This is a genomic window from Trichocoleus sp. DQ-A1, from assembly GCF_039961955.1.
Lineage (GTDB): Bacteria > Cyanobacteriota > Cyanobacteriia > Cyanobacteriales > FACHB-T130 > FACHB-T130.
Map to the genome: position 1 here is coordinate 1 of NZ_JAMPKE010000045.1, position 26,035 is coordinate 26,035.

Sequence of the window (26,035 nt, forward strand, 5' to 3'; positions counted from 1 at the left end):
TGTGAATACGACCATTCTTGACCGTGTGGGTAGATGCACAAGTTGGGCAGGCAGGCATGGAAGAAGGACAGCGAGAAACTCTACTTCTCTATCATTACATCTTTGGCACTACCGGCATATGAACCAATTCCAGTTTGATCCCATCGGGATCGGCAAAGAAGACAGCGTAGTAGCCCGGTGCATACTGGTTGTATTCGGCTGGCGGATCGAGGACTGTAGCGCCTAGTTCAAGAATCAGGTTGTATAAGTTATCTACCTGTTCGCGGCTGTCGGCGTTAAAGGCAAGATGGTGTAGTCCTGGCGAGTATCGATCGTGTAGTTTGTTCGGGGAATCTGGATTCGCGGCATAAATCAAAATTGCCCCGACATCCTTTGACCACCACATAATAAACTCATCATTTTTCTCCACCTGCTGGTAGCCCATGAATTCCAAAATTGCGTTATAAAACGGTTCCGATTTCGAGCGATCGCTAACCGTCAAGCTTAGGTGATTCAAGGTACCAAGGGTCATACAAATCTACCCTGTTTCGGAAGAACAAATGTATTATAAACTCCCGTTTTGCAAGTTGGTTCAGAGCAGGAAATCCAATTTTTAGCCAGGAGCCGATATTTTGTATGCTGTTACACATCAAAAATATATAAGTTTTGATCCCTATCTACCGAAGGGCAGGCAAAAAAAGAATTCTTTTTTTACTGTTTAATTAGCTTTATGCGATCGCATTTAAAATAACCACGAGTCCCTTAAGCCAGTTCATGGTGTCCAATGAAGCTAAGCTTCTGCATGATTGTTAAAAACGAAGAATCGTCTTTACCACAATGCTTGAATAGTGTCAAAGATGTGGTAGATGAAATGGTGGTGCTGGATACCGGCTCCACTGACAAAACTGTTGAAATTGCCAGAGAATTTGGGGCGAAGGTTTATCACTTTGAATGGTGCAATGACTTTTCAGCAGCGCGGAATGAGTCGTTGAAGTACGTTCAGGGAGATTGGGTGCTGGTGCTGGATGCGGATGAAGTGCTAACACCGGAAATTGTGCCGCAGATGAAGCAAGCGATGGAAAGCGATCGCCATCTCGTCGTCAACCTGATTCGTCAAGAAGTCGGAGCCTCTCAATCACCCTATTCCCTAGTTTCTCGTCTATTTCGCAATCACCCAGACGTGCGCTTTTCTCGTCCTTACCATTCGCTCGTGGATGATAGCGTTGCCGAATTGTTGCAGAGAGAACCCCAGTGGCAGATCGTTTCTCTGTCGGATGTCGCAATTTTGCACTATGGCTATCAACCGGGAGCGATCGCATCTTTAAACAAATTCGATAGGGCGCAGGCGGCGATGGAAGGCTATCTGGCAAGCCATCCCAACGATCCCTATGATTGTTGTAAATTGGGGGCGCTTTATGTCGAAACAGGGAAAATTAGTAAGGGAATCGGAATCCTAAAGCGCGGCTTAAAATCAGCAGAGACTGATGCTTCTGTTTTATACGAGTTGCACTACCATCTGGGCAATGCCTATATTCGTGTGAACGATCTTGCACAAGCGACGACACATTATCAAGTCGCCATTCAACAGCCAATTCTGCCCAAACTTAAACTAGGGGCTTATAACAATTTAGGCAACTTGTTGATAGCATCTGGGGATTTTACTAATGCCCAAAAAGCTTATGAAACGACCTTACAGATTGACCCTAGTTTTGCGGTCGGAAAGTACAATCTGGGCATGGCATTAAAGGCAATCGGGCGTCTGCCAGATGCGATCGCTGCTTACCGCCAAGCGATTCAACTGAACCCAGACTATGCAGAGGCGTATCAAAATCTGGGAGTTGCCCTGTTGAAAATGGGGAACGTAATCGAAAGTTTAGAAGCCTTTGGGAAAGCGATCGCCCTTCACGAGCAACACAACCCAGAGGAAGCCGCTAGACTCCGCCAAGGATTGCAAGAAATGGGGTTCCAGGTTTAATCTCATCTCTAACCCGACTGAATACCATCGTGGATAACGCTCTGCCGCTTAGTCTGATAAACCCGTATCGGTCGGTCAATACCTTTAAAACGGTACTCTCCCATCGGAAACAAATCTTTCGGTTGACTGAGCAAAGAATAGCTGGCTTCACTCACGACACATTCACCGGGGGGACAAATTCCTTCCATCCGCGAGGCAAGATTAATCGTAGCGCCTAAGACGGTATAGTCTACTCTCTGAGAGCTGCCCACATCTCCAACCACCGCTTTACCGCTGTTAATCGCTATCCGCAATTGCAGCGGTTGTTGAAAGAACTTACGAGCATTCAGACGCTCCAGACGTTCCAGCATTCCCCAAGCAGCGGCAAAAGCCCGGTCGGCATGATCCGGCTGGGGTTCTGGAGCGCCAAAAAATGCCATAATGCAATCTCCAATAAATTTATCTAGCGTTCCTCTGGCGGCAAAAACTTCTTTGAGCATCTCCTCAAAGAAACTATTGAGCAAATCGGCAATTTCTGTCGGAGTTAAACGTTCCGAAAGCGCAGTAAAGCCAACAATATCGGCAAAAAGAATGCTGATTTCGCCTTCTGTGGGGGTAAGACGACCGCCTTCTAATCCTCCTACATTCATAATATGCTGCACAACTGAAGGAGAGTGATAGCGTTCTAATCGGTGTCGAATGTTGGCTTCGCTTCTGAGTTTCTCTGCTAACAGCCAACGTTGCACCGCCGACGCCACCAAATTCGCTAAAGCTGAAAAAAAGCTGAGGTCTTCATCTCCTCCTTTGTTCCAATGGGTAAAAGAAAGATGGGCATCGGCATAAAGAACGCCGACTACCTGATTTTCATCCCACAGAGGAACCGCTAGAGCGCTACGAATGCCTTTTGCTAAAATACTATGTTCGCCTTCAAACCGTTCATCCATTTGGGCATCAGCGGTTTTAATGGCGACTTTATCCGTAAATACTTTTTGACAAATGGTGCGGCTAATCCAACTGCCATCTGCGGCGAGATTTTCCTGCTGAGAAATATCTCTCGCTGCTGCTTGAAGTAATTCAAGTTCCCCCGAACAATCGACATCAATCAACAATGCCAACCGATCGATACTAATGAGATCGCGGAAAACAATTTCTTGTATCTGCTGGAAAATTGCTTCGATCGATTCGGCAGAATTCAGACATCTAGCGATATCAACCAAGTCTTTCAGCCGAGCGATCGCTTTGTGGGGATTCGCAATATTACTCCCTTCATCATCCGCTTGTATCCATTGCTGTTGCAGTTCTTTGGCATTGCGAAGAATCGTCACTTCTTCGGGGATCGGATCTGCATTGATGGGATTGAGTTGAGTTTTTTGTTGAGGAGAACTAGCTAAAAGAATGTGGATGAAAACATGACCCATCTGAATAACATCCCCATGATTCACTCTTTGGGGCGCTGCTAGCAGACGGTCATTTAACCGCGTTCCGTTTGTGCTATGCATATCTTCGACTACCCACACGCCATCCGGTGTATTTAACAACCGGGCATGACAGCGGGAAATTTCAAAATAAGGCAAGTACAGATCGCATTCTGGCAAACGACCAATAATAAATTCCTCTTTATCCACCGTGACGGTGCTTTCAGCATTTTCCTCAACTTGTAGGCGCAGCTTGAGTTCAGCCATGACTCTAAACCTCCTTGAACCAAGGCGAACAAGGCTTGCTAAAACTCCTGGACAAAGCAATAGTCAAAGAAAGCACCCACAAATATATGCGTTTTCCCGGCAATTACTGCCACCATCTTAACTCTGACGAAATCCTTCGACAGATGATACGCTGTGTTGCCATAGGTCGCAACGACCGGGAAATCGCACCCAGCTCCTTTTCGGTTAACCTTCTGCTCAACCTCTTGCCACCTCTGGCTAACCCACCCCGATACGGGGAAGGTGAGGAATAAATTTTTTGGGCTGGTGAGCAGAAGCGATAAACTCCTCGATTTCGTCGTCGAGAAAGGGTTTGGCTTGGTCTTAGCCGAAAACTCAAAATCCGCCCTTTCGCTCCACTAAAACTCAGAGGGGAGCCAGCACTTTAATGCCGCTTGGTTTGATAAACTCTGACAGGTCGGTCTATGCCTTTGAAATGGTGTTCTCCTACCGTCTGCAAGTCTTGGGATCGCTTCAGCAATGAATACGTGGCTTCACTGACGACACATTCACCAGGGGGGCAGATTCCTTCCATGCGGGAGGCTAGATTAATCGTTGCTCCTAAAGCGGTATAGTCTACTCTTTGAGAGCTACCGACATCTCCAATCACGGCTCTACCGCTGTTGATGGCAACTCGAATTTGCAGCGGTTCGCGCCAGACTCGAGCGGCATTTAATTTCTCTAGACGAGTCAGCATTCCTTTGGCGGCGACGAAAGCTCGGTCGGCATGATCCGGTTGAGGTTCAGGAGCGCCAAAAAATGCCATGATGCAGTCTCCAATATACTTGTCTAACGTTCCTCCGGCAGTAAAAACCTCCTGTAGCATTTCCTCGAAGAAATCATTGAGTAATTGGGCAATTTCTGTAGGACTCAACCGTTCCGAAAGGGCGGTGAAGCCAACAATATCGGCAAAGAGAATGCTGATATCAACCTCAGCAGGCGTGAGACGACCGTTGTCTAAGGCCCCTAAGGTCATAATGTGCTGTACAACGGCAGGGGAGTGATAGCGCTCTAGTCGAGTCCGAATGGTTTCTTCGTTTCTCAGTTTCCGTGTTAACAGCCAACGTTGGACTGCGGATGCGACCAGATTTGCTAAAGCCGAAAAAAAGCTGAGGTCTTCCTCGCCTCCTTTCGTCCAATGGCTAGAGGAAAGATGAGCATCGGCATAAAGAACACCGACTACTTTATTTTCATCCCAAAGCGGGACGGCGATCGCGCTCTTGATCCCTTTGACTAAAATGCTCTGTTGCCCCTCAAACCTTTTATCCATCTGGGCATCAGCGGTTTGAATTGCGACTTTCTCGGCAAATACCTTTTGACAAATGGTGCGGCTAATCCAACTGCCATTTGCCGTTAGATTCTGTTGTTCCAAAATATCTCTAGCGGCGGCATTCAGCAATTCCAGTTTGCCGGAACCCTCTACATCAATTAACAATGCCAAGCGCTCAATGCTTTGAAGTTCGCGGAAAACGACTTCCTGCACCTGGTAGAAAATTGCTTCGATCGATTCAGCTGCGCTCAAATTCTTGGCGATATTCACTAAATCTTTGAGCCGAGCGATCGCTTTTTCCTTATTGCTAACTACGTCTAGCGTCCCTTCCGCTTGTATCCACTGCTGTTGCAGCTCTTGAACATTGCGAAAGATGGTGGTTCCTTGAGCCACGGGTTCCACCAGCTGTGTTAGATGGGGTTGAGCAGGATGGCTCAAAAGAATATTCAGGCTAATATCTCCCAGCCAAAGAATATCGCCGTGATTTACCTGTTGAGGCGAGATGACAGGGCGTTCATTCAATCGCGTTCCGTTTTTGCTGCCCATATCCTCAATTGTCCACGCCCCAGAAGGCGTTTTCAAAAAGCGGGCATGACACCGGGAAATTCCCTCGAAAGGCAAATGCAAGTTGCATTCTGGCAAACGACCGATCGTAAATTCATCCCGATTCACCGTAATCGTTCTTTCTGTATCTCCCTCTCGTAGACGCAGATTGAGTTCAGCCATGACTCCTATCCCTTTTTGAAGCGAAGCGAACGAGGCGTGCAAAAACTCAGCAAAGTAAGGGGCTTTTGATTGGTTTCCCTCACTTCCCCTCAAGGTTATGGCATTCTCAAAGGCATTTATGCAACCCTGCCCAAGCTACACGCTTAGGGCAGCTTAATCGGCAAATCGTTTGAGTTTTAGCGTTAATGCCTCTGCGCCCTTCAGCCTTACCTTATATAAATGGGGGGTCATACCCCTCATTCCTTGAACAACAGTATCATAGTATTCGCTGGTTCCCGATGTCAGGTCGAGGTTTTAGCGAGACCGTCGAAGCCTTGACAACTGGGCACCAGAGAAGACGCGAAAGTGCGGTTTTCATACGCAGTCAATCAAGAGTGCGGCGGGAGAGAGCGATTCCCTGAAAGGGGGTAGCTCTTTCATCAGATATGCAATCCGTGCATATCTGATGAAACATCCGGAAAACACTGCTTCCTTTTTGGAAAAACTCAATTATGTTAAACGGTTTACCTCAGCTCAGGGCAGCGACACCATGATAGGCATATTACTAGACCAGCGCTACCAGGTGATCCAGGCGCTAGGCCAAGGTGGATTTGGTCATACTTACATTGCCCAAGACACTCGCCGACCTGGGAACCCTACCTGCGTTGTTAAACACCTCAAACCCGCGACTAGCAATCCCGAATTTTTACAAACAGCGAGACGCCTGTTTAATAGCGAAGCCGAAACTCTGGAAAAGTTGGGGAACCACGACCAAATTCCCCGGCTGTTAGCTTACTTTGAGGAGCAGGAAGAGTTTTACTTAGTGCAGGAATTTATCGACGGACAGCCTCTAAGTGTAGAACTGCCACCAGGACAGCAGTGGAGCGAAAGTCAGGTGATTCAACTGCTGTCTGAAGTATTATCTATTCTGGAATTTGTACACGAGAACGGGGTGATTCATCGGGATCTCAAACCGGATAATTTAATTCGCCGTTCTTCCGATAAGAAGTTAGTTTTGGTAGATTTTGGTGCCGTCAAACAGGTGCAGATGCAATCCGTCATCGCTCAAGAAGGGATGAATGAGACGGTTGCGATTGGTACCCCAGGCTATATGCCTAGCGAACAGGGACAAGGCAGACCCCGCCCTAGCAGCGATCTTTACGCACTGGGCATGATTGGTATCCAAGCCTTGACCGGGCTGAATCCCAGGCAATTAGCAGAAGATCCCGACAGCGGGGAGATTCTCTGGCGGCACTTGGCTCAAGTTAGCGATGGGTTAGCCGCTGTCCTGAGTCAAATGGTACGCCACTACTTCAAATTCCGCTATCAGTCAGCAACCGAGGCATTGCGATCGCTCGCCTCGCTCACCAATCCAAATTCCCCGGCAGCGATCGCAGCCGTCTTGGGACAGAAGGTGCGCGGTTACTGGAAAGACGGTTCTGTGTCGGCAAATAAGGCACTGCGCTCGCTCCAAGAACGCACCAATCCCCACGTCTCGCCCAATAACGCCCCTGCTCCTATTTCCACCCCAGCGATCGCGCCGCCTACAGAGAATACCGTAACCATTGCTACAGGCAATTCATCCGAAAAGCCGGTGGATTCTCCGGCTAGCGCCGTTGATGAAGCAACGCCACCAACCGCTCCCCCCACGCAGAACACGGTGACAATTGCGCCTGGAAATCCAGCCCAAGCGCCGATTAGTTCGCCGTCTAGCCTGAATTCTGTATTTAAATCCCCCAAGAATTTGCCACTGCTAATTGGGGCAGGTACGGCTACCTTTGTCATTGCAATCGGGGTGATTTTTGCAAGTCGTCAAATACCATCCTCGCCTGAAACTGTTAAAAATCAAATTACTGTGCCAGCTAAAGATGAAGTAAAAAACACTTGTGTTGTTGTTCTTAGTTCATCCAATGTCCGCTCTGTGGATGGACGAAAGAAAACAGGGGATGTTGTGAAAGCAGGAACCGAAGTCTCTGTCACTGGAAAAGAAGAAGGTGGCTGGATAGAAATTAATTCTCCAGTCTCCGGTTGGATTTGGAAGGGTCGGACAAAAAATACCTGTCCTTCTAAATAGGAATAGTTCTTACTCCAAGACATTTAATTGTCCGGAGCTTTTGCTATTCAGACTGGCGGCAATTCTAGGGGAATCGCACCTAATAAACCCGTGCGAAAATCATTTAATAGCTGTCGTGCTGTGCGCTCTACATCGCCTTTATGACGTTCATCTGCCACAGCTTGTAGATATTCGTCGCCTGCGAACGAAGTGGGATCTACTCCGTAGCGAGACTGTAAAGACTTCAATAGAAATAAATCGGCATCGGGGGCGTTGAGCGTTTTGAGCAAATCGACTAACGCAGATGCCACTCGTTGATTGTCGTAAGACGCCTCACCAATATCATCACAAATCGCCAACTTGAAGGCAGCAGGCTGATTTTCTAATTTGGAAGGCAAAACGCCAGGGGCATCTAAAAGTTCAATCTCATCGGAAATGCGTATCCAGCGCAGCTGGCGCGTTACACCCGCACGACGGGCGCTTTCTACCACCCGCTTTCCTAATAAACGATTAATTAGCGCCGATTTGCCCACATTAGGAAACCCAATCGCAACGGCACGGACTGGACGAGGAAGCATCCCGCGATCGCTTCTTCGTTGATTCATCTCTACACCCGCTGCCTGCGCCGCCTGTGCCACTGCTGCCACACCCTTCCCATGCTGGGCATCTGTGAAGTATGGCGTTTCCCCCCGCTCTTTAAACCACTCAGTCCACAGTTGCCGGACTGCGGGAGAAATCATATCCGTGCGGTTAAGTACCAATACCTTTGCCTTGCCGCCTATCCACTCTGGCACGCGGGGATGGTGCGTAGAGATGGGAATTCGGGCGTCTCGCACTTCTAACACCACATCCACACGCTTGAGCTGTTCTTTAAGCGCTTTCTCAGCCTTGGCAATGTGTCCGGGATACCACTGAATTGAAGGAGTCGTCATAAGATTTTAGATTTTAGATTTTAGATTTTAGATTTTAGATTCAATCTAAAATCTAAAATCCAAAATCTAAACTTTGACTAAGGAACAATCAATACCGGACAAGGAGATAAATTAATTACCCGGTTCGTGACGCTGTCAGTCATGCCTTCTTCAGTCAAACCCAGCCCTCGACAGCCCATCACAATTAAATCGGCGTCAATTTCGTCAGCAACATCGCAGATGGTAAAAGCTGGTTTGCCTTGACGCTCAATCGTTTGAGACTGGATGCCTTGATCGGCAAATAGATTTTGAGCTGTTTTGAGCAGTTCGGCGACTGCTTCTGGCGATGTCATTGCAGCATCTGAATTGAGCGGCGACACCTCTGGCTCTTGGCTGGGTTCTTCTACCACCGAAAGCAAAATTAATTTACTACCATACTTTTGCACAACATTCACAACGACATCAGCCGCTTCGCGCGCTTCTCGACTTTGATCGACAGGAAACAGAACAGTCTTGAACATGGCACGCTCCTGTAGAAACCCCAACTCTTGTAAAATGTGGACGGCTAGAGAGCTAGAAATAACCTTACCCCTGCATTTGGTTTGGTCTATCTAGCTTTTGAGGGAAAAGGGCAAACGACCAGTGACACGCGGTTGCTAGTGAAGAGTATAAAAAGACGCAATTAGGAGGTTTACGCTGTGTCCAAGAAAACTGTAGCAAATTTATCGGCATCCGATTTATCCGGCAAAAGGGTACTGGTACGGGCGGATTTTAATGTACCGCTGGACAATGGCAACATTACTGACGATACTCGCATTCGGGCAGCTCTGCCGACAATTCAGGATTTAACTTCCAAAGGCGCTAAGGTAATTCTGTCTAGTCACTTTGGGCGTCCCAAAGGTGTCGATGATAAATACCGCCTGACGCCGGTGGCAAAGCGCCTGTCTGAATTGCTGGGTAAAGAAGTTGTCAAGACTGACGACTGTATCGGTGATGATGTCGCTGCCAAGGTGGGGGCGATGCAAGATGGCGACGTGCTGCTGCTGGAAAATGTCCGCTTCTACCCGGAAGAAGAGAAGAATGACCCAGAATTCGCTAAAAAACTGGCTTCAGTTGCCGATTTATATGTGAATGATGCGTTTGGAACAGCTCACCGCGCTCATGCTTCTACAGAAGGTGTAACCAAGTATCTCAGCCCATCGGTGGCGGGGTACTTGATTGAAAAGGAACTCCAGTATCTGCAAAGCGCGATTGAAAGTCCTCAGCGTCCTTTGGCAGCAATTATCGGGGGTTCCAAGGTTTCTAGCAAGATTGGCGTCATCGAAACGCTGCTGGATAAGTGCGATAAGCTGATCCTGGGCGGCGGCATGATTTTTACCTTCTACAAGGCTCGTGGGCTAAGTGTCGGGAAGTCGCTGGTGGAAGAAGATAAGTTAGAACTGGCGAAGTCTTTGGAAGCGAAGGCGAAAGAGCGTGGTGTTCAACTGCTATTGCCGACAGATGTCATCCTTGCAGATAATTTTGCTGCTGATGCCAATGCTCAAACGGTTAGCATTGACGCCATTCCCGATGGTTGGATGGGTTTGGATATTGGTCCTGACTCGGTGAAATTCTTCCAGGAATCGCTTGCTGATTGCAAGACGGTAATCTGGAATGGTCCGATGGGAGTATTCGAGTTTCCGCAATTTGCCAAGGGAACGGAAGCGATCGCGCGGACTCTTGCCGATCTCACTAAGAGCGGGACGACTACCATTATCGGCGGTGGCGACTCGGTGGCAGCCGTGGAACAGTTGAACTTGGGCGAACAAATGAGCCACATCTCGACTGGCGGTGGCGCTAGTCTGGAGTTGCTGGAAGGGAAGGAACTTCCTGGTATTGCGGCGTTGAATGATGCCTAAGTTCTAAGAGTAAACAAATAAAATTCTTGTAGAGACGCGATTAATCGCGTCTCTACGCTTTTTGGGGTATATTGCTTCGCTGTCCTTCTCAAAGAGAGCGATCGCGTTTGTTGGGAAAGAGAGCGCGATCGCTTGTATTCAGTATTAAGTGAAATAGAGTGGACACCTGACGGGGTGGTAGCGAAACGGTAGCGCTTAGAGCGATCGCTAGCTAAATTGGAGTACATACGGCGCTAAGGAACCAAGGGCGAGATGCTGCAAGCACAGCAGGTATTGCAAGGGCGTTATCAACTTCAAGCGAAATTAGGACAAAATGCTGGGCGTCAAACCTGGCTAGCAACTGACATTGAGGCATCACCGCCACAACAAGTCATCGTCAAACTGCTAGCCTTCAGTCCCCAGATGCAGTGGGACGAATTCAAGCTATTTGAGCGCGAAGCGCAAGTTCTGAAAAATCTCGATTACCCCAAAATTCCCCAATATCGAGATTATTTTTCTCTCGATAAGCAGATTGGCGCTGGTTTGTGCTGGTTTGGATTGGTGCAAGAATACATTCCCGGTGCCTCCCTGCAAGAATTATTGAAACAGGGCAAACGCTTTACCGAAGCCCAGGTGCGGCAGATTGCCACCGAGGTGCTGAATATTCTTATCTATCTGCACGAGTTAAGCCCGCCGTTGCTGCACCGCGACATCAAGCCTAGCAACTTGATTTGGGGAGAAGATGAACAAATTTATCTGGTGGATTTCGGCGCAGTTCAAGATTCAGCCGTGGCGGAGGGAGTCACCTTCACTGTGGTGGGAACGACTGGCTATGCGCCGCTAGAGCAATTTTGGGGAAAGGCAGTTCCGGCATCCGACTTGTATGCGCTGGGGGCAACTTTGATCCATTTGTTAACCGGCATCGCCCCGGCAGATTTGCCTCAAAAGAATCTACGGATTCACTTTAGCGACAAGGTTAGCCTTAACTCCAATTTTGTACGGTGGATTGAAGCGATCGCAGAACCCGATTTAGAGCAACGATATCGCACTGCCCGTCAAGCACTGGAAGACCTTAAAGCCAATCGTTCTCTCAACGCTCTCCTGCAACAAATCCGTCAGCCTGTTGGCAGTCGCGTTCAGCTTTGGAAGTCTTCTACCCAGTTAAAAATCAAAATTCCTGGGCGGGGAATATTGCTACTTACAGACATTCTCACCTTTACAGGGAAATTGATGCTAGTAGCGACCTCTGTCATCTCTCTATTTTTGCTGGGTTTGGTGCTGTTATCGCTGGCTTTCTCAATATTTTATATGCTCCTCTCCCTGTTGTCATCGCTTCCTACGATGTTTTTGTTCATTTTCTCCATTCTATTAACACTTATTTTGGGTCGGCTATGGATGAGCCTACATAATGAATTGTGGAAAATTCCCGCCGATTTGAAATGGCCCATACTCAACTATTGGGGAGATTATTGCATCGAATTCTATCAAGATAACTTTGTAATTAAAAGGGAATTGTTTGGGTTGAAATATCTTAGCCATCGGGGGAAAGTTTCTAGCATCAAAAATGTTGAAGCAATTCCTTTAGAAGGAGTCACTCTCGAAACTGGCTTGCTGAAATACTGTTTCGCTCAGAACCTGACTGAACCTGAACGTAACTGGATAGCTCGACAGATCCAAGACTGGCTGAGATAGGAGCGAATGACCAAGAGCCATCCCAAACTAGCTATTCGTAATCCTTCAATCCTTCAATTAGCAACTAATTAAGTAAAATCATCATGCTGCAAGCAGAAAAGATATTACAGGGGCATTATCACCTCACACAACAACTGGGACAAAATGCAGGGCGTAAAACCTGGCTGGCAGAAGATTTAGAAGCCGAACCCAGCGAATCGGTAATTGTTAAATTGCTAGCTTTCAGTCCTCAAATGCAGTGGGAGGAACTCAAGCTTTTTGAACGGGAAGCTCAAGTTTTGAAAAACTTAAACCATCCCAGAATTCCAACCTATCGAGATTATTTTTCTCTCGACGAACAGGCGGGTGGCGGCTTACCTTGGTTTGGATTAGTGCAGGATTACATTCCCGGCAGTTCCCTGCGTCAGCTATTAGATAAAGGCAAAAAATTTACACCAGAGCAGGTACGCTATGTTGCCACGGACATCCTAGAAATTCTAATTTATCTGCACGAATTAAGTCCGCCTGTATTACATCGAGACATTAAACCTAGCAACATAATTTTGGGGGAAGATCGGCAGTTTTATTTAGTTGATTTTGGTGCGGTTCAAGACCGCGCTAAGGCAGAGGGTGTTACCTTTACTGTGGTAGGAACCAGTGGCTATGCGCCGCCAGAACAGTTGTGGGGACGTGCAGTTCCAGCATCAGACCTTTATGCGCTAGGAGCCACCCTAATTCACTTGTTAACTGGAACGCCGCCTTCTGAGTTACCGCAGCATCAGATGCGGATTCAATTTAGCGATAAAGTCAGCCTCAATCCCAATTTCAGCAGTTGGATTGAGAAGCTTATAGAGCCAGCTCCAGAAAAACGATTCAGCACGGCACGCGAGGCACTTGAAGCTTTGCAACAAGTGGAAAGTTTTAAAAGCTCCGATAGCGAAACAGAGGCTCAGGCAAATGGCAATTCGGTTCGTTATGGTCGTTTAGCACTTTCAACTGCGCTGCCATTATTTACTTTTATGGCTCTCATCGCGGCTATTGCTCTGCCAAGTTTTTTTACCAAACGGGCAATCATTGAAAAATCCGAAGCAAGACAATCTGTTGGGGCGATGAATCGTGGTCAGAAAGCTTATTTCATAGAAAACAATGAATTTTCTAATTCGGTTGAAAAACTAGGAATTGGCATGAAAACTCAGAAAGGAAACTACGAATATGCAACTCGTGTGCTGGCGAGTAAAGCTGCATTTAACTACGCAATACCCCATCGTAATAACAAAAGCTATGTTGGAGGTGTGTTTATAGTACCTGCAAAATCCTCAGATGCTGTTAAGGGCAAGATGAAAACAATAGCAATTTTGTGTGAATCTAATGCTGTTGGTGCTACCAAACTACCAGAGCCAATTTATAACAATGGCAAACCAGCCTGTCCTGCGGGCACACTAGAGATACCAAAAGAGCAGATAGGAAGGTAGATAAGGGCGCTGTGACAAGATGAAAAACCGAATTATCAGTATACGTGAAGGCAAATACTAAGTTTCTAAATCCCTCATCTCAGCTTTCTACGGAAAATAACGAATAATGCTGCAAGCCGAACAGATATTACAGGGGCGTTATCAACTCAAACAAAGATTGGGACAAAATGCGGGACGACAAACTTGGTTAGCGACGGATATTGAAACTGAAGAAAAAAATTTAGTCGTTGTCAAACTCCTCGCATTTGGCGGCGAGGTACAGTGGGACGATCTCAAACTGTTTGAGCGAGAAGCACAAATCCTTAAGCAGTTGAATCATCCCCGAATTCCTAAATATGGGGATGATTTTTGTATCGATGAGCGATCGCTCTGGTTCGGGTTAGTCCAAGAACACATCCCCGGTACCTCTCTGAAGGAATTACTCTTACAAGGGAAAAAGTTCACTGAAAAGGAAGTCCGTAAGATTGCCTCGGAAATTCTGAATATTCTGATTTATCTACACGAGCTGAGTCCCCCAGTCCTACACCGAGACATCAAACCGAGCAATTTAATTTGGGGTGATGACGACAAGGTATATTTGGTTGATTTTGGAGCGGTGCAAGATAAAGCCGCGAAAGAGGGAGCTACCTTTACTGTCGTCGGAACTTACGGCTATGCGCCGATGGAACAATTTGGCGGAAGGTCTGTTCCAGCTTCAGACTTGTATTCCCTGGGAGCCACTTTAATTCATTTGTTGACAGGTACGGCACCGGCAGATTTGCCTTCTCGGAACTTGCGGATTCAATTTTCTGAACAGGTGAGCATCAGTCCCCCATTCATTAGCTGGATTCAAAAGTTAACAGAACCAGCTCCAGAGGAACGGTTCGCGAGTGCAAAATCTGCCCTGAAAGCGCTTAAAGAAGGAACAAGGATTAAAACTTCAACGGGTATCCAACCTTCAAAGCAACCAACCCTGGTCAATAATTCTGGGCAAGGCGGTTTATTGGATGAGACAGTACCAGTACCTGATGAAATCAAAGGTTGGAATTGGGGCGCATTTCTGATGCCTTATCTATGGCCTTTGAGCAATCATGTTTGGATTGGACTTTTAGCCTGGATACCGAGTATCGGTTGGTTGATGGGGTTCGCCCTCGGTTCTAAGGGCAATGAATGGGCTTGGAAAAGTAAAAAATGGCGGAGTATTGAACAATTCAAAGCCCATCAAAGAGGCTGGGCGATCGCGGGATTATTTATCGGGATACCGATGGCTTGGGCATATATCTGGATACTCACCCTTTTTCTCCATGCCCTCTAAAAACCTCGCCAAGATCGCGTGGTTAGCTGAGTGCATAATCAGGGTTCAAAGGAATTGAAGCATTGACTAAGGACAATAACGGGCCAGTTTGCTCCTGTCCATTGGTCGCCAAATCGCTATGGCACAGATAAATTCGCTCCCCCACTCGCCCCAGTAAATCCAGCAAAATCCGCCGCAGTCTTTGCTCATCTGCTTCTTGGGTATCTTCTTCGGTTAGCGCCTCTCCCGACCAATCCTTGAGAAACAAAGGGGCACCGTAGAGAGTGGCAGCACCGCCTTTTGACCAGAGGTGCGAACCGGCATCCAGCCAAAATTGCCATCGGTGGAACCGACGAGCCGCCCGATATTGGAAGATGGTTGCCAAAGTCACGGCGTGACGGTCAAGACCGAGGGGGCGCACGGGATAAGGGTTCGCGGTGACAGTACCGCGCCGCAACAAGCAGATAAACCGATCGATCGTGGTGTGATCTGGGGTTTCAATGCGATCGCTCTGCCGCAACCGTCCATCAACTTCCCAGTAGTGTTGGGCGGTTTCCATCAGTTCGCGTAAGGCGGCTAGCTGGTCGTAGGGGAGATTGCTGCCTTTCCACAAAAACTGCTGAATTGCCCGGTCAAGCAAGGCGACGCAGTTGGGAATGAGACGCTGTTCCAGTTGACCTCGTTGCACTTCTAGCCACTGCAAAATCTCTTCATAAGCAGCACAGGCTGAGTGTCCTAGCCGATCCCAGCGGGGGAAATACGTCACCGGCAGCAACCGGGGTTGCTCTGGATCGGGGGAATAGCAGTAATCGGCTAACAAACCCGCCCTGACTGGGTCAATCTTGAAGGATGAAGGATGAACGATCGGGGATGAATGGGTGCTACCTCCTGACTCCGGACTCCTGAATCCGGACTCCTGACTCAGTACCACCAGCATTTCCGCCACGGCATCCCGGTCTACCAGCCGCCCCAAGCCTGGATAAACGAGCGCCAGCAGCGTCAGCAGCGCCCGGATCGTCGGGGAAGCATTCAGGGGACGCTGTTCGCTCAAAGTTTGGACGGGGATATCCTGGCTGCTGAGGATTTCGATTAAGGTATAGCGAGCGATCGCATCCAAACCAGGGGCAATCACTGCCACTTCCTGAGGCTGCACCTGTCCGTTGTGTATCGCCGTTGCGATCGCCAAAGCGGTTTCTCGCAACAACTGAGCGCGGGATGTGGTTTGAATCAACTGTACCGAATCTGGTAAGGTCAACAGAAACATGGGGTCGCTCACCGCTTCCACCACCGGCTTTCCGTAAAGTGCCGCCACACTGCTCGGTTCCTGGCTCAAAGTTTCTACCTGACAGCGCCACTCCAGACTGGCTAGATAATTTGGATCGGCGTTCAAACCGAGTCGCACTGCCCCATCCGGATTATAGGTAAAGGCTCCGGCTGCTCCTTTATCTAAAAGGAAGTTGAATAGATCGCAGGCGATCGCTGGATAATCATCCACATTATCCGCCAGTACTCCCTGATACCGGCGAATCAAGTGCTGCTGATAAGCTTCGTCTGGCAGTAGATAACGCCAATAAAGTTCGCAAATAATCCCATAGGTCAGCAATCCCCGGTCTAAACACCATTGCCGCCAATCAATCAGCAATTTTCCGATTTTCTCCCAGTCCGGGCGCTCCACCACCGGATTGTCGTCCCTGGCAAACCCTTGTTGATCTGCGAAACCTTGTTCGAGAAGACTGGGAATTTCCTCAATAGGTCGTCCTGCGATCGCGCACAGCTGCAACAAGTCCAGAACGCGACGCACCGAACGAGACTCGCTCACCCCCAAAAACTGAAGGCTACCATTATCCAACTCCGGACGCCACAACCGGGTGGCTAACTCCTGCTCAGTTTCTGGGCGCAGTCTAACTGGAAATTGTGCCCTAAGATTCAACCGCTGAATCAATAAAGGCCAAAATAAGATCGCCTCGTCCTGAAAGAAACCCAAAGGCGTTTTAGATTGAATCGGATACCGCCCCTGTGTTGCTGTAGCCAAGCGGTCAGCTAATTCGCTCCGATTATCATCATTAGCCGCAAAGACTAAAATTGTCGGTGCCTGCTCCCGCCTTCCCGCCTTCCGACGCCAACCTCGCGGTTGAGATCCCCGTTCAACCCACTGGCAAAACAGGTTTACAAGGCGAGTTGTCTTTCCACTGCGAGTCGGCCCGACGATCCAGATGGTCTGCGATTGCGTTAACATTGCTAAACGCTGAGTGATACTTGTGTAATCGTTCGGTTTCTATTATGAAACTATCTTTCTTGTCACAGCTCCAATCTTACTTAGGAACTGCCAACCAGTGGTTTTCAGACACCCCAGAGAGAGCCTTGGATCGGGCATATAAAGCAGCCTTAATGATTAAGGCTTTGGAAGATGAACATTTTGACGGTAAAAAAATCTCCCCAGATTGCCAAAAATACCGTGAAAATGCCATGTCTTATTTTGAAACAAAACTTAGAAATTACTTAAAAACTGCTAAATTTGGGCTGGCAGAGTTTCAGGCCAGCGCTTCAATAGTGACTCGTTCTAATCAAGATTTAACGAGAAAAACAAAAACGGTCGGAGCGGCGAATTTTAGAAGGGAAGATTTTGAACTTCAAGACAAACAAGCCATAACTTTAGAAAAGCTTAAATTTATTGATGATGTTTTATCTAAATACAAGCCCGAAAAGCCTCGTTCTTCATCGGCCTTAGTACCCGTAGCGCAATCTAAATCTGTAGAAGCGAACTTGAGAAATGTTGACCGGAATGAAGCCAAAAATCTAGTCAATCAGCCACCTTTGTTTCCTACAGACCAACGAGTGGCTGAAGAGGCTGAAACAATGACTGATACAACCAGTTTTGTGCCTCGCTCAATCTTGAGTACCTTGGATCGACTTAAAAGAAATTTTGATCCCAACTCTGAAGAAGAAGTTGTTCAAAGTTTTCGCACTTCCCAAACGAAAACTATCATTTCTATCCGGTTTATTTTAGTTTTAATTTTAGTTCCTTTATTAACTCAACAAGTAAGTAAAACTTTCTTTGTCGGACCTCTTGTAGAGCGCTTCCGGGAGCCAAACAGAACTGAAATATTCCTGAATGTGGATCTGGAAGAAGAAGCTTTTCATGAATTGCAAAGATTTGAAGAATTACTAAAATTTAAAAGCTTAATCGGTGTAACTCCTCCATTATCTAAGGAGGAAATGGAAGAAGAAGTTAAAGAGAAAGCATTAAAAATTGGGGATGAATATAGTCACCGAAGTGCCAACGCTATCAAAAATGTTTTTGCCGATCTAATTGCAGCGGGATCTCTTTACTTATTACTTCTTAATAGCCAAAGAGAAATTGCAATCTTTAAAGCTTTTATCGATGACGTAGTTTATGGTCTCAGTGACAGTGCTAAAGCTTTTATTATTATCTTGTTCACTGACATCTTTGTGGGATTTCACTCTCCTCACGGCTGGGAAGTGATTCTGGAAGGAACGGCAAGGCATTTAGGCTTACCAGAAAACAGAGATTTTAACTTTCTATTTATTGCTACCTTTCCCGTCATTTTGGACACGATATTTAAGTATTGGATTTTCCGCTACTTAAACCGAATCTCTCCATCAGCCGTTGCTACTTATCGGAATATGAATGAATGAATAATTAAAAATGCAAACTTAAAAATTAAAGAAAAGGGATTCTTTCCACCACTTTTAATTTCTAATTTTTAATTTCTCTAGGGTAGTGGGGACGGCAAGGACTGCCCCAGCAGACCTGCTGGGGTGGAATGTTACCGAAAACGCTGCTACGTGCCCCAATCACAGAGTTCGCTCCGATTTCAACCCCAGGCGCAATAAAGCAATCTGTGGCAATCCAGACGCCGTTGCCAATCGTGATACTGGCTGTCATTAGCTTGAAAGCTGGGTCTTGGATGTCATGACTGCCGGTACAGAGGTAGCTTTTTTGGGAAATGACGCAGTGCTGACCGATCTGAATGCGGTCAAGGCTGTATAAAACGACATCATCCCCAATCCAGCTATAATCTCCAATTTCGATTTTCCAGGGATAAGTAAAGCGGGCGGTTGGTCGGATGACTAAGCCGCTACCGATTTTTGCCCCAAACAGACGCAAAAGCCAGCAGCGGATACCGCTAGAGGGATGGGGAGTTAAGGGAAAGGCGATCGCTTGCACCAACCACCACAGCAAGACAAACCAACCCGGTCGTCCTCTGTCAAACCAGGATTGGTCGTAACGGCGTAAATCAACAAGAGATTCCGACGCGATCGCTGGCGGTTGTTCGCCTGGTTCCAACACCCTACACGCTTCCTTTTAATGAATCTGGCTGGGGTACGGACTGGGGAGGCGCGGAGGAGGAAGCCGCTACGTTCAACTGACCGCCAAACTCCATTAATTCATAAAGTTTGACACCAATTTGATACTCGTATTGACTCATCAACCGTGCATAGATGTATCCAGGTTTCCCATCCAAAAACCCTCGCTGAATAATGTAAATCAAAATAAACCGAATCAACGGTTTGAATGGAAGGCGCACCCAAGTTTTTTTGAGATACCGCTTGCGCTGTACCGCATCCCCAAACAAATTAGCGCCAATCGTACCGCTTTCGTCTTTGCCAGTCAGGATATTTAAATAAACGCGGGCTTCCCAGTTCGAGTAGCGGTTATGTCGTTCCAACCAGTGGAACACGTCCCGAAAGTCAATGTGCAGCATATCGTTTTTCAGATAGCCTGCTTTGCCTTGCAAAATGACGTGTTCGTGAACTTCGTTGTCGCCTGTGTTGCGAATTTCTTCGGTCCCCAAGTTTTCGTAGCGACCTGTTTTGTGCTTAAACAAACGCAGGTTCCAGTCGGGATACCTACCGCCATGTTGAATCCATTTGCCGAGGAAAAATACTTTGCGGTTCAGGTAGTAGCCTTCGTATTCTGGATTCTGAATGGCAGTTGCAATTTCATCCCAGAGTTCGGGGGTAATGCGCTCATCACAATCAACAATTAGCACCCATTCGTTACTAAAAGGTAGATTGTCTAAAGCCCAGTTTTTCTTTTTAGGCCAGCGACCGTTGAAGTGAAATTGGACAACTTTTGCGCCGTAACTTTCGGAAATTTCAATCGAGCGATCGCTACTTTGGGAATCTACAACAAACACTTCATCCGCCCTGGCTACACTCTCCAGGCAAGCCGCCAGATTTGCTTGTTCATTTTTAGCGGGAATCAGAACCGAAACGGGAAGTTTGGAGGGTGTGGAGGTCATGACCGTGAAGGATGAAAGAACAATTAGAAATTAGCAATTAAGAATTAAAAATTAAGAATTTTCTTTTTCAATTTTTAATTCCGGCTCTGGATTTTGCACTTTGAAAGGAGCAGATAACATCCCTTGAATTGCTGCACTCAAATAACCCACCTGACCGTAGGCATACACGAGATTATCGAACCGTTGGGCGGCATCGCCAAAATATTTAACAGATTTGTAGAGACCTCGCACGAGTCGTTCGCCTCCTAACAATAGCTGGCGCGGTCCTGCCTTACCAGCGATTTGTTCGCGGTAACATTCACTGATGCCCTGCCACCAGCCTCGGCTTAAAAACCAAGCTTGTTCAAGGCGTTCGGGAGAGACATTGTGGGCAACTAAGGCGTCAGGCAGATAGGCAACTTGCCAACCTAATTTGAGTGCCCGTTCTGTCATGTGTAATTCTTCATTTGATAACAAATTTTTTCCGACTCGACCCAGATTAACATCGAACCCGTCAATTTGCTCTAAAAACGTACGTCTGAGCGAGTAATTCAAGCCTCTGGGGGTCATACCAGGTTGTTTGATATAGACGATGGAATCTCCTAAATCGTATGCTCCCAAGCACCCAGATAGTCCAGGGGAAAGCCACAGAGGAGGCGTGATGCCATCGGGCCAGATTAAGGTGACTTTGCCACCCGCGATCGCTAGTTTTTCATTGCTTTGATAAGCATCATAGAGTGCCGACAGCCAAGACGGGCTAGCAACGGCATCATCATCTAAATAGGCGAGAATTTCACTTTTGGCTTCCTTGGCACCCGTGTTGCGGGCGACAGATAGACCCATAACGCCTTCGTAGACGTATCTTACCCCTGGTCGTGCTTTGACGATTTCGGATGTGCGATCGCTGGAGGCATTATCCACTACCACGACTTCAAAATCCGGAAAATCTTGATTCAGCAAACTATCAATGGCAGCACCTAAATACTGCTCTCGATTGTGAGTACAGATAATCGCAGAAACTTTAGGCTCTGTCATAAATTTGGGATTGGGGACACCTTAATTAAAAGTGCAAAATTACAAATTAAAAATCGCAGAAATTACTGATTTTCAATTTTTAATTTTGCATTTTTAATTCTCACTTAGATGACTATGTAGAACAACGAGTGTTTCCGCTAGTTGACTGAGGCGGGTTTCCAGATCCTCTTTGCGATTCAGCAGCAGGCGCAGCTTTTGATAACGAGCGATCGCGACACTCACACTCGGAATCTGTTCGGGTGGACAGGGACGCGACCAGAATTGACCATTCTCATCCATTCCTACCAGGCGGTATCCAGCCCGTGGAGATTCACAAGTTACCTTTTCATCGGGTTGATTGCAGAGTTCTTCTACATAGTCCATCAGCTGGTGTACGGACTTGGCATGACCCTTGTCTACCACCTGACGCAGCGCCTCAACCCCAACCTCTGGTTCGCGGGAATGAGACTCTAACCAACCATCAACAATCGGCCCTTCTAGATAAATATCTTGAATTTGGCGCAAGGTTTGATGAAGTTCTTTCTGCCAACCTCCAACAATCGCTTCAATTTCTTGCAACAGGGTCATCGCCAAGGCAGGATTTGCAGCGTTCCGATGGTTGGTGAAACTGGGAGCTTTTAATTTTGGCAGGACGGGTGTCTTGCCAGATTGCTTTTGGTCAGAGAAAGCCTGTACGGTCATTGAAATTGAGCGATTGGCATCTGATGATGCCTCTGAACCCCACCCCTTCGGATCGGGCTGATCTTCCCAAGGGGACGGATTTTCTATGACAGGACTTTGATCAGCCAATCGATCCAGTGTTGTCTCAATCCGTTTTAATTCTGGTTTCATAGTTATCTGACGCCACTCCTGCAAATCAAACCTGTTAACTAACTGCCGCTAGAATCTCTAAAAGGTTGGGATTGGTGCTTTTCCTGGTATTTTTACTTGCTTTGTGTTTCTATGCTTTGTGTTTCTATTTTATTTGTTTATTTGTCTGGTAGGATTAACGGTCTCGATGCACAAAACGAAAATTTATGGGAAGCCTGACCGCTAGAATAACCCGGACACTGTACAGGTGGGTAAGATACAAATCCTGCCACTGTTGAATTTAACTTTAATGCACAACTCGCCGGAAACGGGTAAAAAAGTTCTTTGCGATCGCATCTGAATGACTTCTGTTAAGCATTTAATCTTAGTGACAGGTCCAGCCCGTTCCGGGAAAAGTGAGTGGGCGGAGACTCTGGCAATGCGTTCGGGTAAGCCAGTTATCTATGTGGCAACGGCTCACGTTGACCCCAACGATCTAGAATGGCTGGCTCGAATTGAACAACATCAACAACGACGCCCTAGGGAATGGACAACGCTGCAAGTGCCGCTAACACTAGCGGCAACGATTCGGGCATCTCAGAATTCTAGTTGTCTTCTTGTTGATTCTTTGGGAACTTGGGTGGCGAATTTTTTAGACCAAGACGATGAATCGTGGGAGAAGACGTGCCAGGAGTTGCTGGAAAGTTTGCAAAGTAGCGTCAGTGATGCGATCTTAGTGGCAGAGGAAACGGGGTGGGGCGTTGTTCCCGCTTATCCCCTCGGTCGGATGTTCCGCGATCGCTTGGGAAGGCTGGTGCGTCGAGTGGGCGCAATCGCTAACCCAGTCTACTTAGTTACTGCCGGTCACGTTCTCAACCTGAGCCACCTGGGAACGCCGTTACCAAAATTATCATAGGCGCTAGCATAGAAAGACTTAAAGGCAAACTGGCAATTGCGAATGACTCATTGCTAATTGAGAAAAAGCGAGTTGTTCATTACCCTATACCTATTACCATTCACTCCTTTGCTATGGCATCTCAACACCAAGTCAAACAGTATCTTGCTTATTGGTTTCAGTTAGGCAAAAAAGTTTTGATTCGGAATGGTCAAGAAGCGCTGCTGCCGCAACCCGTGATTCGGGGCGATCGCTACTCGCAAGAATTTGAAAACTGCTGGCAGCAAATCCTCTCCCCAGAGTCGGGGGACTGCTACTTAGAGGGCACCGCAGAACCAATTGCCCAGTTGCTGACACCAGCATGGGATGTGTCACCCTGTTCTCGTTGCACCATGCCCGTCCCCGTCCGGACTGTAGGAATGCCGCCTTTAGCGTGTCCTTGTAACGATCTCAGCGGCTGGCCCAACACAGAAGTTCCGCTACCGCGATCGCCCATCAGCAGTCAAAACCGTCTCGTTGAAATACGCGACCGGCTGCGGAACGCCAGCGGTCTGTAAACAGTAACAATGCACAATTAAAAATTAAAAAAGAGAATTTTTAATTTTTAATTCCTCTTCCCGCCGCCGAGGCACCTCATAATTTAGAAAATCATAAGCCAATTCCGTACTCGGAAAAATGGCACGCGCTTCCGTAAGCAGGTCATCCAGCACAATGGCATTACCGGGGGCATAGCGGGGACTGAAATGAGTCATGATCAAGTGCTTAACACCAGCAGTATGAGCAACTTGAGCCGCCATCGTTGAAGTGGAGTGCAAGCGATCAAAAGCTAGCTGGGCGTCTTGGTGGGCAAAGGTCGCTTCGTGAATTAACACATCCGCATCCTGCGAAAGTTCCACCGCCTCGTCACAATAAACTGTGTCGGTACAGTAAACAATTTTGCGACCGATTTCTGTCGGGCCACACAGATCTGCCCCATGAATTTGCCGCCCATCTAGCAGCGTCACAGTTTCGCCACGTTTGAGTTGTCCATAGACCCGACCCGGAGGAATTGACAGGGCTGCGGCTTTTTCCACGTCGAAGCGCCCCGGACGGTCTTTTTCAGTGACTCGGTAGCCAAAAGCAGTGACGCGATGCTTCAGGGGGGCACAGGTGACGATAAATTCTTCATCTTCATACACCACTCCAGGCTGTACGATGTGAACCTGAACCGGGTAGGAAAAATGGGTTGAAGAGTATTGTCTGCAAGCACGCAGGTATTCATTGAGACCGGGGGGACCGTAGAGGTCAATGCGTTGAACATTGCCAGCCAAACCACAGGTTGCCAAAAGACCCATTAAGCCGAATATATGGTCTCCGTGCATATGGGTGATAAAAATACGGTTCAGTTGACCGATTTTCAGGTCACTCCGTAATAGCTGGTGTTGGGTACCTTCACCACAGTCAAACAGCCAGAGTTCTCCTCGTTGAGGTAGCCGTAAAGCCACGCTGGACACATTGCGCGATCGCGTCGGTACACCGGAGCTTGTCCCTAAAAAAGTAATTTGCATTTTGGCAAGAAAACGGTCACAAAGTCTAGGAATTGCCTTCCGTAACTATCCTGACACAGCATCTGGGGAACACGCAGTTCCTCTGAAGACTCAGGATAAAAGTTCACAAGGTTTATGAGTAGCACTCCGGCAGCAAACATGGTAAATATATCCACGATAAGAAAAGTCAGTGGGTTGTGCCAATTTATAAGCGGATCAGCTCTCAAGGGTCTTGAACTAAGGAACGTGGATTAAATAACTGACACTCATTCATCTTCATGTAAGGGCTTTTTCTGTGCCATACCCATACGCTTTTGAATTGGGACTTAATAAATCCACCTTCCTAAGAGAAGTTCAAGGACGGGATTCTTGCTCTCATGCTCAATTTAAGTGGAATTTAATAATGACTATCCCTAGCACTCTATTTGGCATCGTGTGAGGAGATTTTAATAGATGGTAACTAAACAGCTCCTAGGCAAACAGAAATCCTTCATGCTTCAGACTTCTTGCTTCATCTTAGGCTTCGGGAAGGCGTCCTCCGGGCGGCTACATCCTTCTAAATGGTGGCTGACTTTTTTGTTGTGGCTCATGCTGGTTGCTCCTGCGAAAGCGATGGAACTGCGCGTAGCGATTCAAGAAGGCGTCAGCAAGATTACCGTGGGCAGTTCCACCAAAGCCGTAATCCGCGATAGTGCCGGTCGAGTAGTAGGGCAAATGGCGGCAATGGATGGCATGGAAGCCCGTCCTACAGGCGGTGGCGTGGCGCTGGGCGGAGAGCAAAGCACGCAACTGATAGTGGAACCGACGGCTGGCGGTTATGTTTGGATCGGCGATCGCTGGTATCGGGGACGCACTCGATTGGTTCGCACCGGCAAAGGACTCACCGCCGTCAACCAAGTTGATTTAGAACAATATCTTTACAGCGTCTTAGGCTCGGAAATGAGTGCTAATTGGCCTCTGGAAGCCTTGAAGGCGCAAGCTGTCGCCGCTCGTTCCTACGCCCTGTATAAGCGTCAAACTGCTGGCAATAGCGTTTTTGATGTCGGCGATACCCAGACTTGGCAAGTTTACAAAGGTCTGGAAACCGAAGCCGAGTCAACGCAAATGGCTGTGAATGCCACGGCTGGGCAAGTTTTAACCTACAACGGTCAAATTATTCTTGCTGTCTTCCACTCCGCTTCTGGAGGACACACGGAAAATGTGGAAAATGTTTGGTCGGAACCCCTGGCTTACCTGCGCGGCGTTCCAGACTACGACCAAGGGACACCAGGCTACCAGTGGCAGAAAAGCTTCTCCCGCAACGAACTTAGTCGGCTTCTGGGTGTAAGCAATGTTAAATCTTTGATACCGGAACGCACCACTCCTAGCGGACGGATTATGACGATGAAAGTCGTTGGAAGTGGTAGCACGCGGCGGATGACTGGAAGTCAGCTGCGTCAAGCACTGAAGCTTAGGAGTACGTTGTTCACGGTTAGCTCCACAGGAACGGGTTTTCAGCTCAACGGTCGTGGTTTCGGTCACGGTCTTGGTTTAAGCCAGTGGGGGGCTTACAATTTAGCTCAGCAGGGGACAAACTACCAGCAAATTTTGGGGCATTATTACCAGCGCACCGCGATCGCTAGCATGAAAGTGCAGTAGAGGCGGGGCTGTTACCTCCCCAAAGTCGCGATGAGCGAAGC

Annotated in this window: 22 protein-coding genes; 10 read left to right on the forward strand and 12 right to left on the reverse strand. The window is 47.7% G+C overall.

Going from position 1 to position 26,035, the window contains the following annotated elements; genetic code table 11:
- Nucleotides 1-94 precede the first annotated feature (94 nt).
- The gene (locus NDI33_RS25130; RefSeq protein WP_190678739.1) at nt 95-511 is read right to left on the reverse strand and encodes a VOC family protein; all 417 of its coding nucleotides are present in this window, start codon (nt 509-511) and stop codon (nt 95-97) included.
- A 270-nt stretch (nt 512-781) separates the two neighbouring features.
- On the opposite strand from NDI33_RS25130, the gene NDI33_RS25135 reads away from it, so the two are divergent.
- On the forward strand, nt 782-1,954 hold the full coding sequence (locus NDI33_RS25135) for a glycosyltransferase (RefSeq protein ID WP_190414480.1): 1,173 nt from the start codon (nt 782-784) through the stop codon (nt 1,952-1,954).
- Between the two features lie 8 nt (nt 1,955-1,962).
- Here the strand turns inward: NDI33_RS25135 and NDI33_RS25140 are convergent, their stop codons facing one another.
- Nucleotides 1,963-3,615 carry an adenylate/guanylate cyclase domain-containing protein gene (locus NDI33_RS25140; RefSeq protein ID WP_190414384.1) on the reverse strand — a complete coding sequence of 551 codons (1,653 nt, stop codon included), beginning with the start codon at nt 3,613-3,615 and terminating at the stop codon, nt 1,963-1,965.
- A 403-nt stretch (nt 3,616-4,018) separates the two neighbouring features.
- Nucleotides 4,019-5,629 (reverse strand): adenylate/guanylate cyclase domain-containing protein, encoded by a 1,611-nt coding sequence (locus NDI33_RS25145; RefSeq protein WP_190433309.1) that lies wholly within the window; start codon nt 5,627-5,629, stop codon nt 4,019-4,021.
- 529 nt (nt 5,630-6,158) lie between these two features.
- Here NDI33_RS25145 and NDI33_RS25150 point away from each other — a divergent pair.
- Nucleotides 6,159-7,682 (forward strand): protein kinase, encoded by a 1,524-nt coding sequence (locus NDI33_RS25150; protein ID WP_190678766.1) that lies wholly within the window; start codon nt 6,159-6,161, stop codon nt 7,680-7,682.
- Nucleotides 7,683-7,729: 47 nt separating this feature from the next.
- Here NDI33_RS25150 and ylqF read toward each other — a convergent pair whose 3' ends face one another.
- Together ylqF and NDI33_RS25160 are read right to left on the reverse strand one after the other, a co-directional pair.
- Nucleotides 7,730-8,593: a ribosome biogenesis GTPase YlqF gene (ylqF, locus tag NDI33_RS25155; RefSeq protein ID WP_190678741.1), complete on the reverse strand. Its 864-nt coding sequence runs from the start codon at nt 8,591-8,593 to the stop codon at nt 7,730-7,732.
- A 77-nt stretch (nt 8,594-8,670) separates the two neighbouring features.
- Nucleotides 8,671-9,093, reverse strand: coding sequence for a universal stress protein (locus NDI33_RS25160; RefSeq protein ID WP_190433305.1), 423 nt, complete (start codon nt 9,091-9,093; stop codon nt 8,671-8,673).
- A gap of 177 nt (nt 9,094-9,270) precedes the next feature.
- On the opposite strand from NDI33_RS25160, the gene NDI33_RS25165 reads away from it, so the two are divergent.
- A complete protein-coding gene (locus tag NDI33_RS25165; protein WP_190427814.1) occupies nt 9,271-10,470 on the forward strand; it encodes a phosphoglycerate kinase in 1,200 nt (399 codons plus the stop codon).
- Here the strand turns inward: NDI33_RS25165 and NDI33_RS25170 are convergent.
- A complete protein-coding gene (locus tag NDI33_RS25170; protein ID WP_190678743.1) occupies nt 10,467-10,697 on the reverse strand; it encodes a hypothetical protein in 231 nt (76 codons plus the stop codon). The two genes, NDI33_RS25165 and NDI33_RS25170, sit on opposite strands and share 4 nt — an antisense overlap.
- Nucleotides 10,698-10,722: 25 nt before the next feature.
- Between NDI33_RS25170 and NDI33_RS25175 the strand changes: the two genes are divergently transcribed.
- The 3 genes from NDI33_RS25175 (at nt 10,723) to NDI33_RS25185 (ending at nt 14,886) form a co-directional block, all read left to right on the forward strand.
- Entirely contained in the window at nt 10,723-12,141 is a 1,419-nt protein-coding gene (locus tag NDI33_RS25175) for a serine/threonine-protein kinase (protein ID WP_190678744.1), read from the forward strand.
- Nucleotides 12,142-12,224: 83 nt separating this feature from the next.
- Nucleotides 12,225-13,592 (forward strand): type IV pilin-like G/H family protein, encoded by a 1,368-nt coding sequence (locus NDI33_RS25180; protein WP_190678746.1) that lies wholly within the window; start codon nt 12,225-12,227, stop codon nt 13,590-13,592.
- Between the two features lie 106 nt (nt 13,593-13,698).
- Nucleotides 13,699-14,886: a serine/threonine-protein kinase gene (locus NDI33_RS25185; RefSeq protein WP_190526335.1), complete on the forward strand. Its 1,188-nt coding sequence runs from the start codon at nt 13,699-13,701 to the stop codon at nt 14,884-14,886.
- Nucleotides 14,887-14,908: 22 nt separating this feature from the next.
- Here NDI33_RS25185 and NDI33_RS25190 read toward each other — a convergent pair whose 3' ends face one another.
- A complete protein-coding gene (locus tag NDI33_RS25190) occupies nt 14,909-17,101 on the reverse strand; it encodes a recombinase family protein (protein WP_190678748.1) in 2,193 nt (730 codons plus the stop codon).
- Between the two features lie 44 nt (nt 17,102-17,145).
- Here NDI33_RS25190 and NDI33_RS25195 point away from each other — a divergent pair, with 44 nt between their 5' ends.
- The gene (locus NDI33_RS25195) at nt 17,146-18,522 is read left to right on the forward strand and encodes a proton extrusion protein PcxA (RefSeq protein WP_190678750.1); all 1,377 of its coding nucleotides are present in this window, start codon (nt 17,146-17,148) and stop codon (nt 18,520-18,522) included.
- Nucleotides 18,523-18,583: 61 nt separating this feature from the next.
- On the opposite strand, the gene hpsU is transcribed toward NDI33_RS25195, so the two are convergent.
- From hpsU to NDI33_RS25215, 4 genes are all read right to left on the reverse strand, one after another.
- The gene (hpsU, locus tag NDI33_RS25200) at nt 18,584-19,177 is read right to left on the reverse strand and encodes a hormogonium polysaccharide biosynthesis acetyltransferase HpsU (RefSeq protein ID WP_339380476.1); all 594 of its coding nucleotides are present in this window, start codon (nt 19,175-19,177) and stop codon (nt 18,584-18,586) included.
- Between the two features lies 1 nt (nt 19,178).
- A complete protein-coding gene (locus tag NDI33_RS25205) occupies nt 19,179-20,132 on the reverse strand; it encodes a glycosyltransferase family 2 protein (protein WP_190531660.1) in 954 nt (317 codons plus the stop codon).
- Between the two features lie 51 nt (nt 20,133-20,183).
- Nucleotides 20,184-21,146 carry a glycosyltransferase family 2 protein gene (locus NDI33_RS25210; RefSeq protein ID WP_190678752.1) on the reverse strand — a complete coding sequence of 321 codons (963 nt, stop codon included), beginning with the start codon at nt 21,144-21,146 and terminating at the stop codon, nt 20,184-20,186.
- 93 nt (nt 21,147-21,239) lie between these two features.
- Nucleotides 21,240-21,977 (reverse strand): hypothetical protein, encoded by a 738-nt coding sequence (locus NDI33_RS25215; RefSeq protein WP_190430415.1) that lies wholly within the window; start codon nt 21,975-21,977, stop codon nt 21,240-21,242.
- Nucleotides 21,978-22,296: 319 nt separating this feature from the next.
- Here NDI33_RS25215 and cobU point away from each other — a divergent pair, with 319 nt between their 5' ends.
- Both cobU and NDI33_RS25225 read left to right on the forward strand, forming a co-directional pair.
- Nucleotides 22,297-22,851 (forward strand): bifunctional adenosylcobinamide kinase/adenosylcobinamide-phosphate guanylyltransferase, encoded by a 555-nt coding sequence (gene cobU, locus NDI33_RS25220; protein ID WP_190678753.1) that lies wholly within the window; start codon nt 22,297-22,299, stop codon nt 22,849-22,851.
- Nucleotides 22,852-22,964: 113 nt separating this feature from the next.
- Nucleotides 22,965-23,387 (forward strand): hypothetical protein, encoded by a 423-nt coding sequence (locus tag NDI33_RS25225; protein ID WP_190430414.1) that lies wholly within the window; start codon nt 22,965-22,967, stop codon nt 23,385-23,387.
- Nucleotides 23,388-23,411: 24 nt separating this feature from the next.
- Here the strand turns inward: NDI33_RS25225 and NDI33_RS25230 are convergent, their stop codons facing one another.
- Nucleotides 23,412-24,377: a ribonuclease Z gene (locus NDI33_RS25230; protein WP_190678755.1), complete on the reverse strand. Its 966-nt coding sequence runs from the start codon at nt 24,375-24,377 to the stop codon at nt 23,412-23,414.
- 432 nt (nt 24,378-24,809) lie between these two features.
- Here NDI33_RS25230 and NDI33_RS25235 point away from each other — a divergent pair, with 432 nt between their 5' ends.
- Complete coding sequence (locus NDI33_RS25235) at nt 24,810-25,994, forward strand: SpoIID/LytB domain-containing protein (RefSeq protein WP_242029171.1); 1,185 nt, start codon at nt 24,810-24,812, stop codon at nt 25,992-25,994.
- The last annotated feature ends 41 nt before the right edge of the window (nt 25,995-26,035 follow it).

What these genes read in the sequence shown, in the direction of transcription:
- NDI33_RS25195 (WP_190678750.1), top strand. Translation starts at nt 17,146, where the DNA reads ATGAAACTATCTTTCTTGTCACAGCTCCAATCTTACTTAGGAACTGCC.
- NDI33_RS25185 (WP_190526335.1), top strand. Translation starts at nt 13,699, where the DNA reads ATGCTGCAAGCCGAACAGATATTACAGGGGCGTTATCAACTCAAACAA.
- NDI33_RS25230 (WP_190678755.1), bottom strand. Translation starts at nt 24,377, where the DNA reads ATGCAAATTACTTTTTTAGGGACAAGCTCCGGTGTACCGACGCGATCG.
- NDI33_RS25135 (WP_190414480.1), top strand. Translation starts at nt 782, where the DNA reads ATGATTGTTAAAAACGAAGAATCGTCTTTACCACAATGCTTGAATAGT.
- ylqF (WP_190678741.1), bottom strand. Translation starts at nt 8,593, where the DNA reads ATGACGACTCCTTCAATTCAGTGGTATCCCGGACACATTGCCAAGGCT.
- NDI33_RS25130 (WP_190678739.1), bottom strand. Translation starts at nt 511, where the DNA reads ATGACCCTTGGTACCTTGAATCACCTAAGCTTGACGGTTAGCGATCGC.
- NDI33_RS25180 (WP_190678746.1), top strand. Translation starts at nt 12,225, where the DNA reads ATGCTGCAAGCAGAAAAGATATTACAGGGGCATTATCACCTCACACAA.
- NDI33_RS25190 (WP_190678748.1), bottom strand. Translation starts at nt 17,101, where the DNA reads ATGTTAACGCAATCGCAGACCATCTGGATCGTCGGGCCGACTCGCAGT.
- cobU (WP_190678753.1), top strand. Translation starts at nt 22,297, where the DNA reads ATGACTTCTGTTAAGCATTTAATCTTAGTGACAGGTCCAGCCCGTTCC.
- NDI33_RS25160 (WP_190433305.1), bottom strand. Translation starts at nt 9,093, where the DNA reads ATGTTCAAGACTGTTCTGTTTCCTGTCGATCAAAGTCGAGAAGCGCGC.
- NDI33_RS25175 (WP_190678744.1), top strand. Translation starts at nt 10,723, where the DNA reads ATGCTGCAAGCACAGCAGGTATTGCAAGGGCGTTATCAACTTCAAGCG.
- NDI33_RS25140 (WP_190414384.1), bottom strand. Translation starts at nt 3,615, where the DNA reads ATGGCTGAACTCAAGCTGCGCCTACAAGTTGAGGAAAATGCTGAAAGC.
- NDI33_RS25235 (WP_242029171.1), top strand. Translation starts at nt 24,810, where the DNA reads ATGGTAACTAAACAGCTCCTAGGCAAACAGAAATCCTTCATGCTTCAG.
- NDI33_RS25225 (WP_190430414.1), top strand. Translation starts at nt 22,965, where the DNA reads ATGGCATCTCAACACCAAGTCAAACAGTATCTTGCTTATTGGTTTCAG.
- NDI33_RS25145 (WP_190433309.1), bottom strand. Translation starts at nt 5,629, where the DNA reads ATGGCTGAACTCAATCTGCGTCTACGAGAGGGAGATACAGAAAGAACG.
- NDI33_RS25150 (WP_190678766.1), top strand. Translation starts at nt 6,159, where the DNA reads ATGATAGGCATATTACTAGACCAGCGCTACCAGGTGATCCAGGCGCTA.
- NDI33_RS25215 (WP_190430415.1), bottom strand. Translation starts at nt 21,977, where the DNA reads ATGAAACCAGAATTAAAACGGATTGAGACAACACTGGATCGATTGGCT.
- NDI33_RS25210 (WP_190678752.1), bottom strand. Translation starts at nt 21,146, where the DNA reads ATGACAGAGCCTAAAGTTTCTGCGATTATCTGTACTCACAATCGAGAG.
- NDI33_RS25170 (WP_190678743.1), bottom strand. Translation starts at nt 10,697, where the DNA reads ATGTACTCCAATTTAGCTAGCGATCGCTCTAAGCGCTACCGTTTCGCT.
- NDI33_RS25205 (WP_190531660.1), bottom strand. Translation starts at nt 20,132, where the DNA reads ATGACCTCCACACCCTCCAAACTTCCCGTTTCGGTTCTGATTCCCGCT.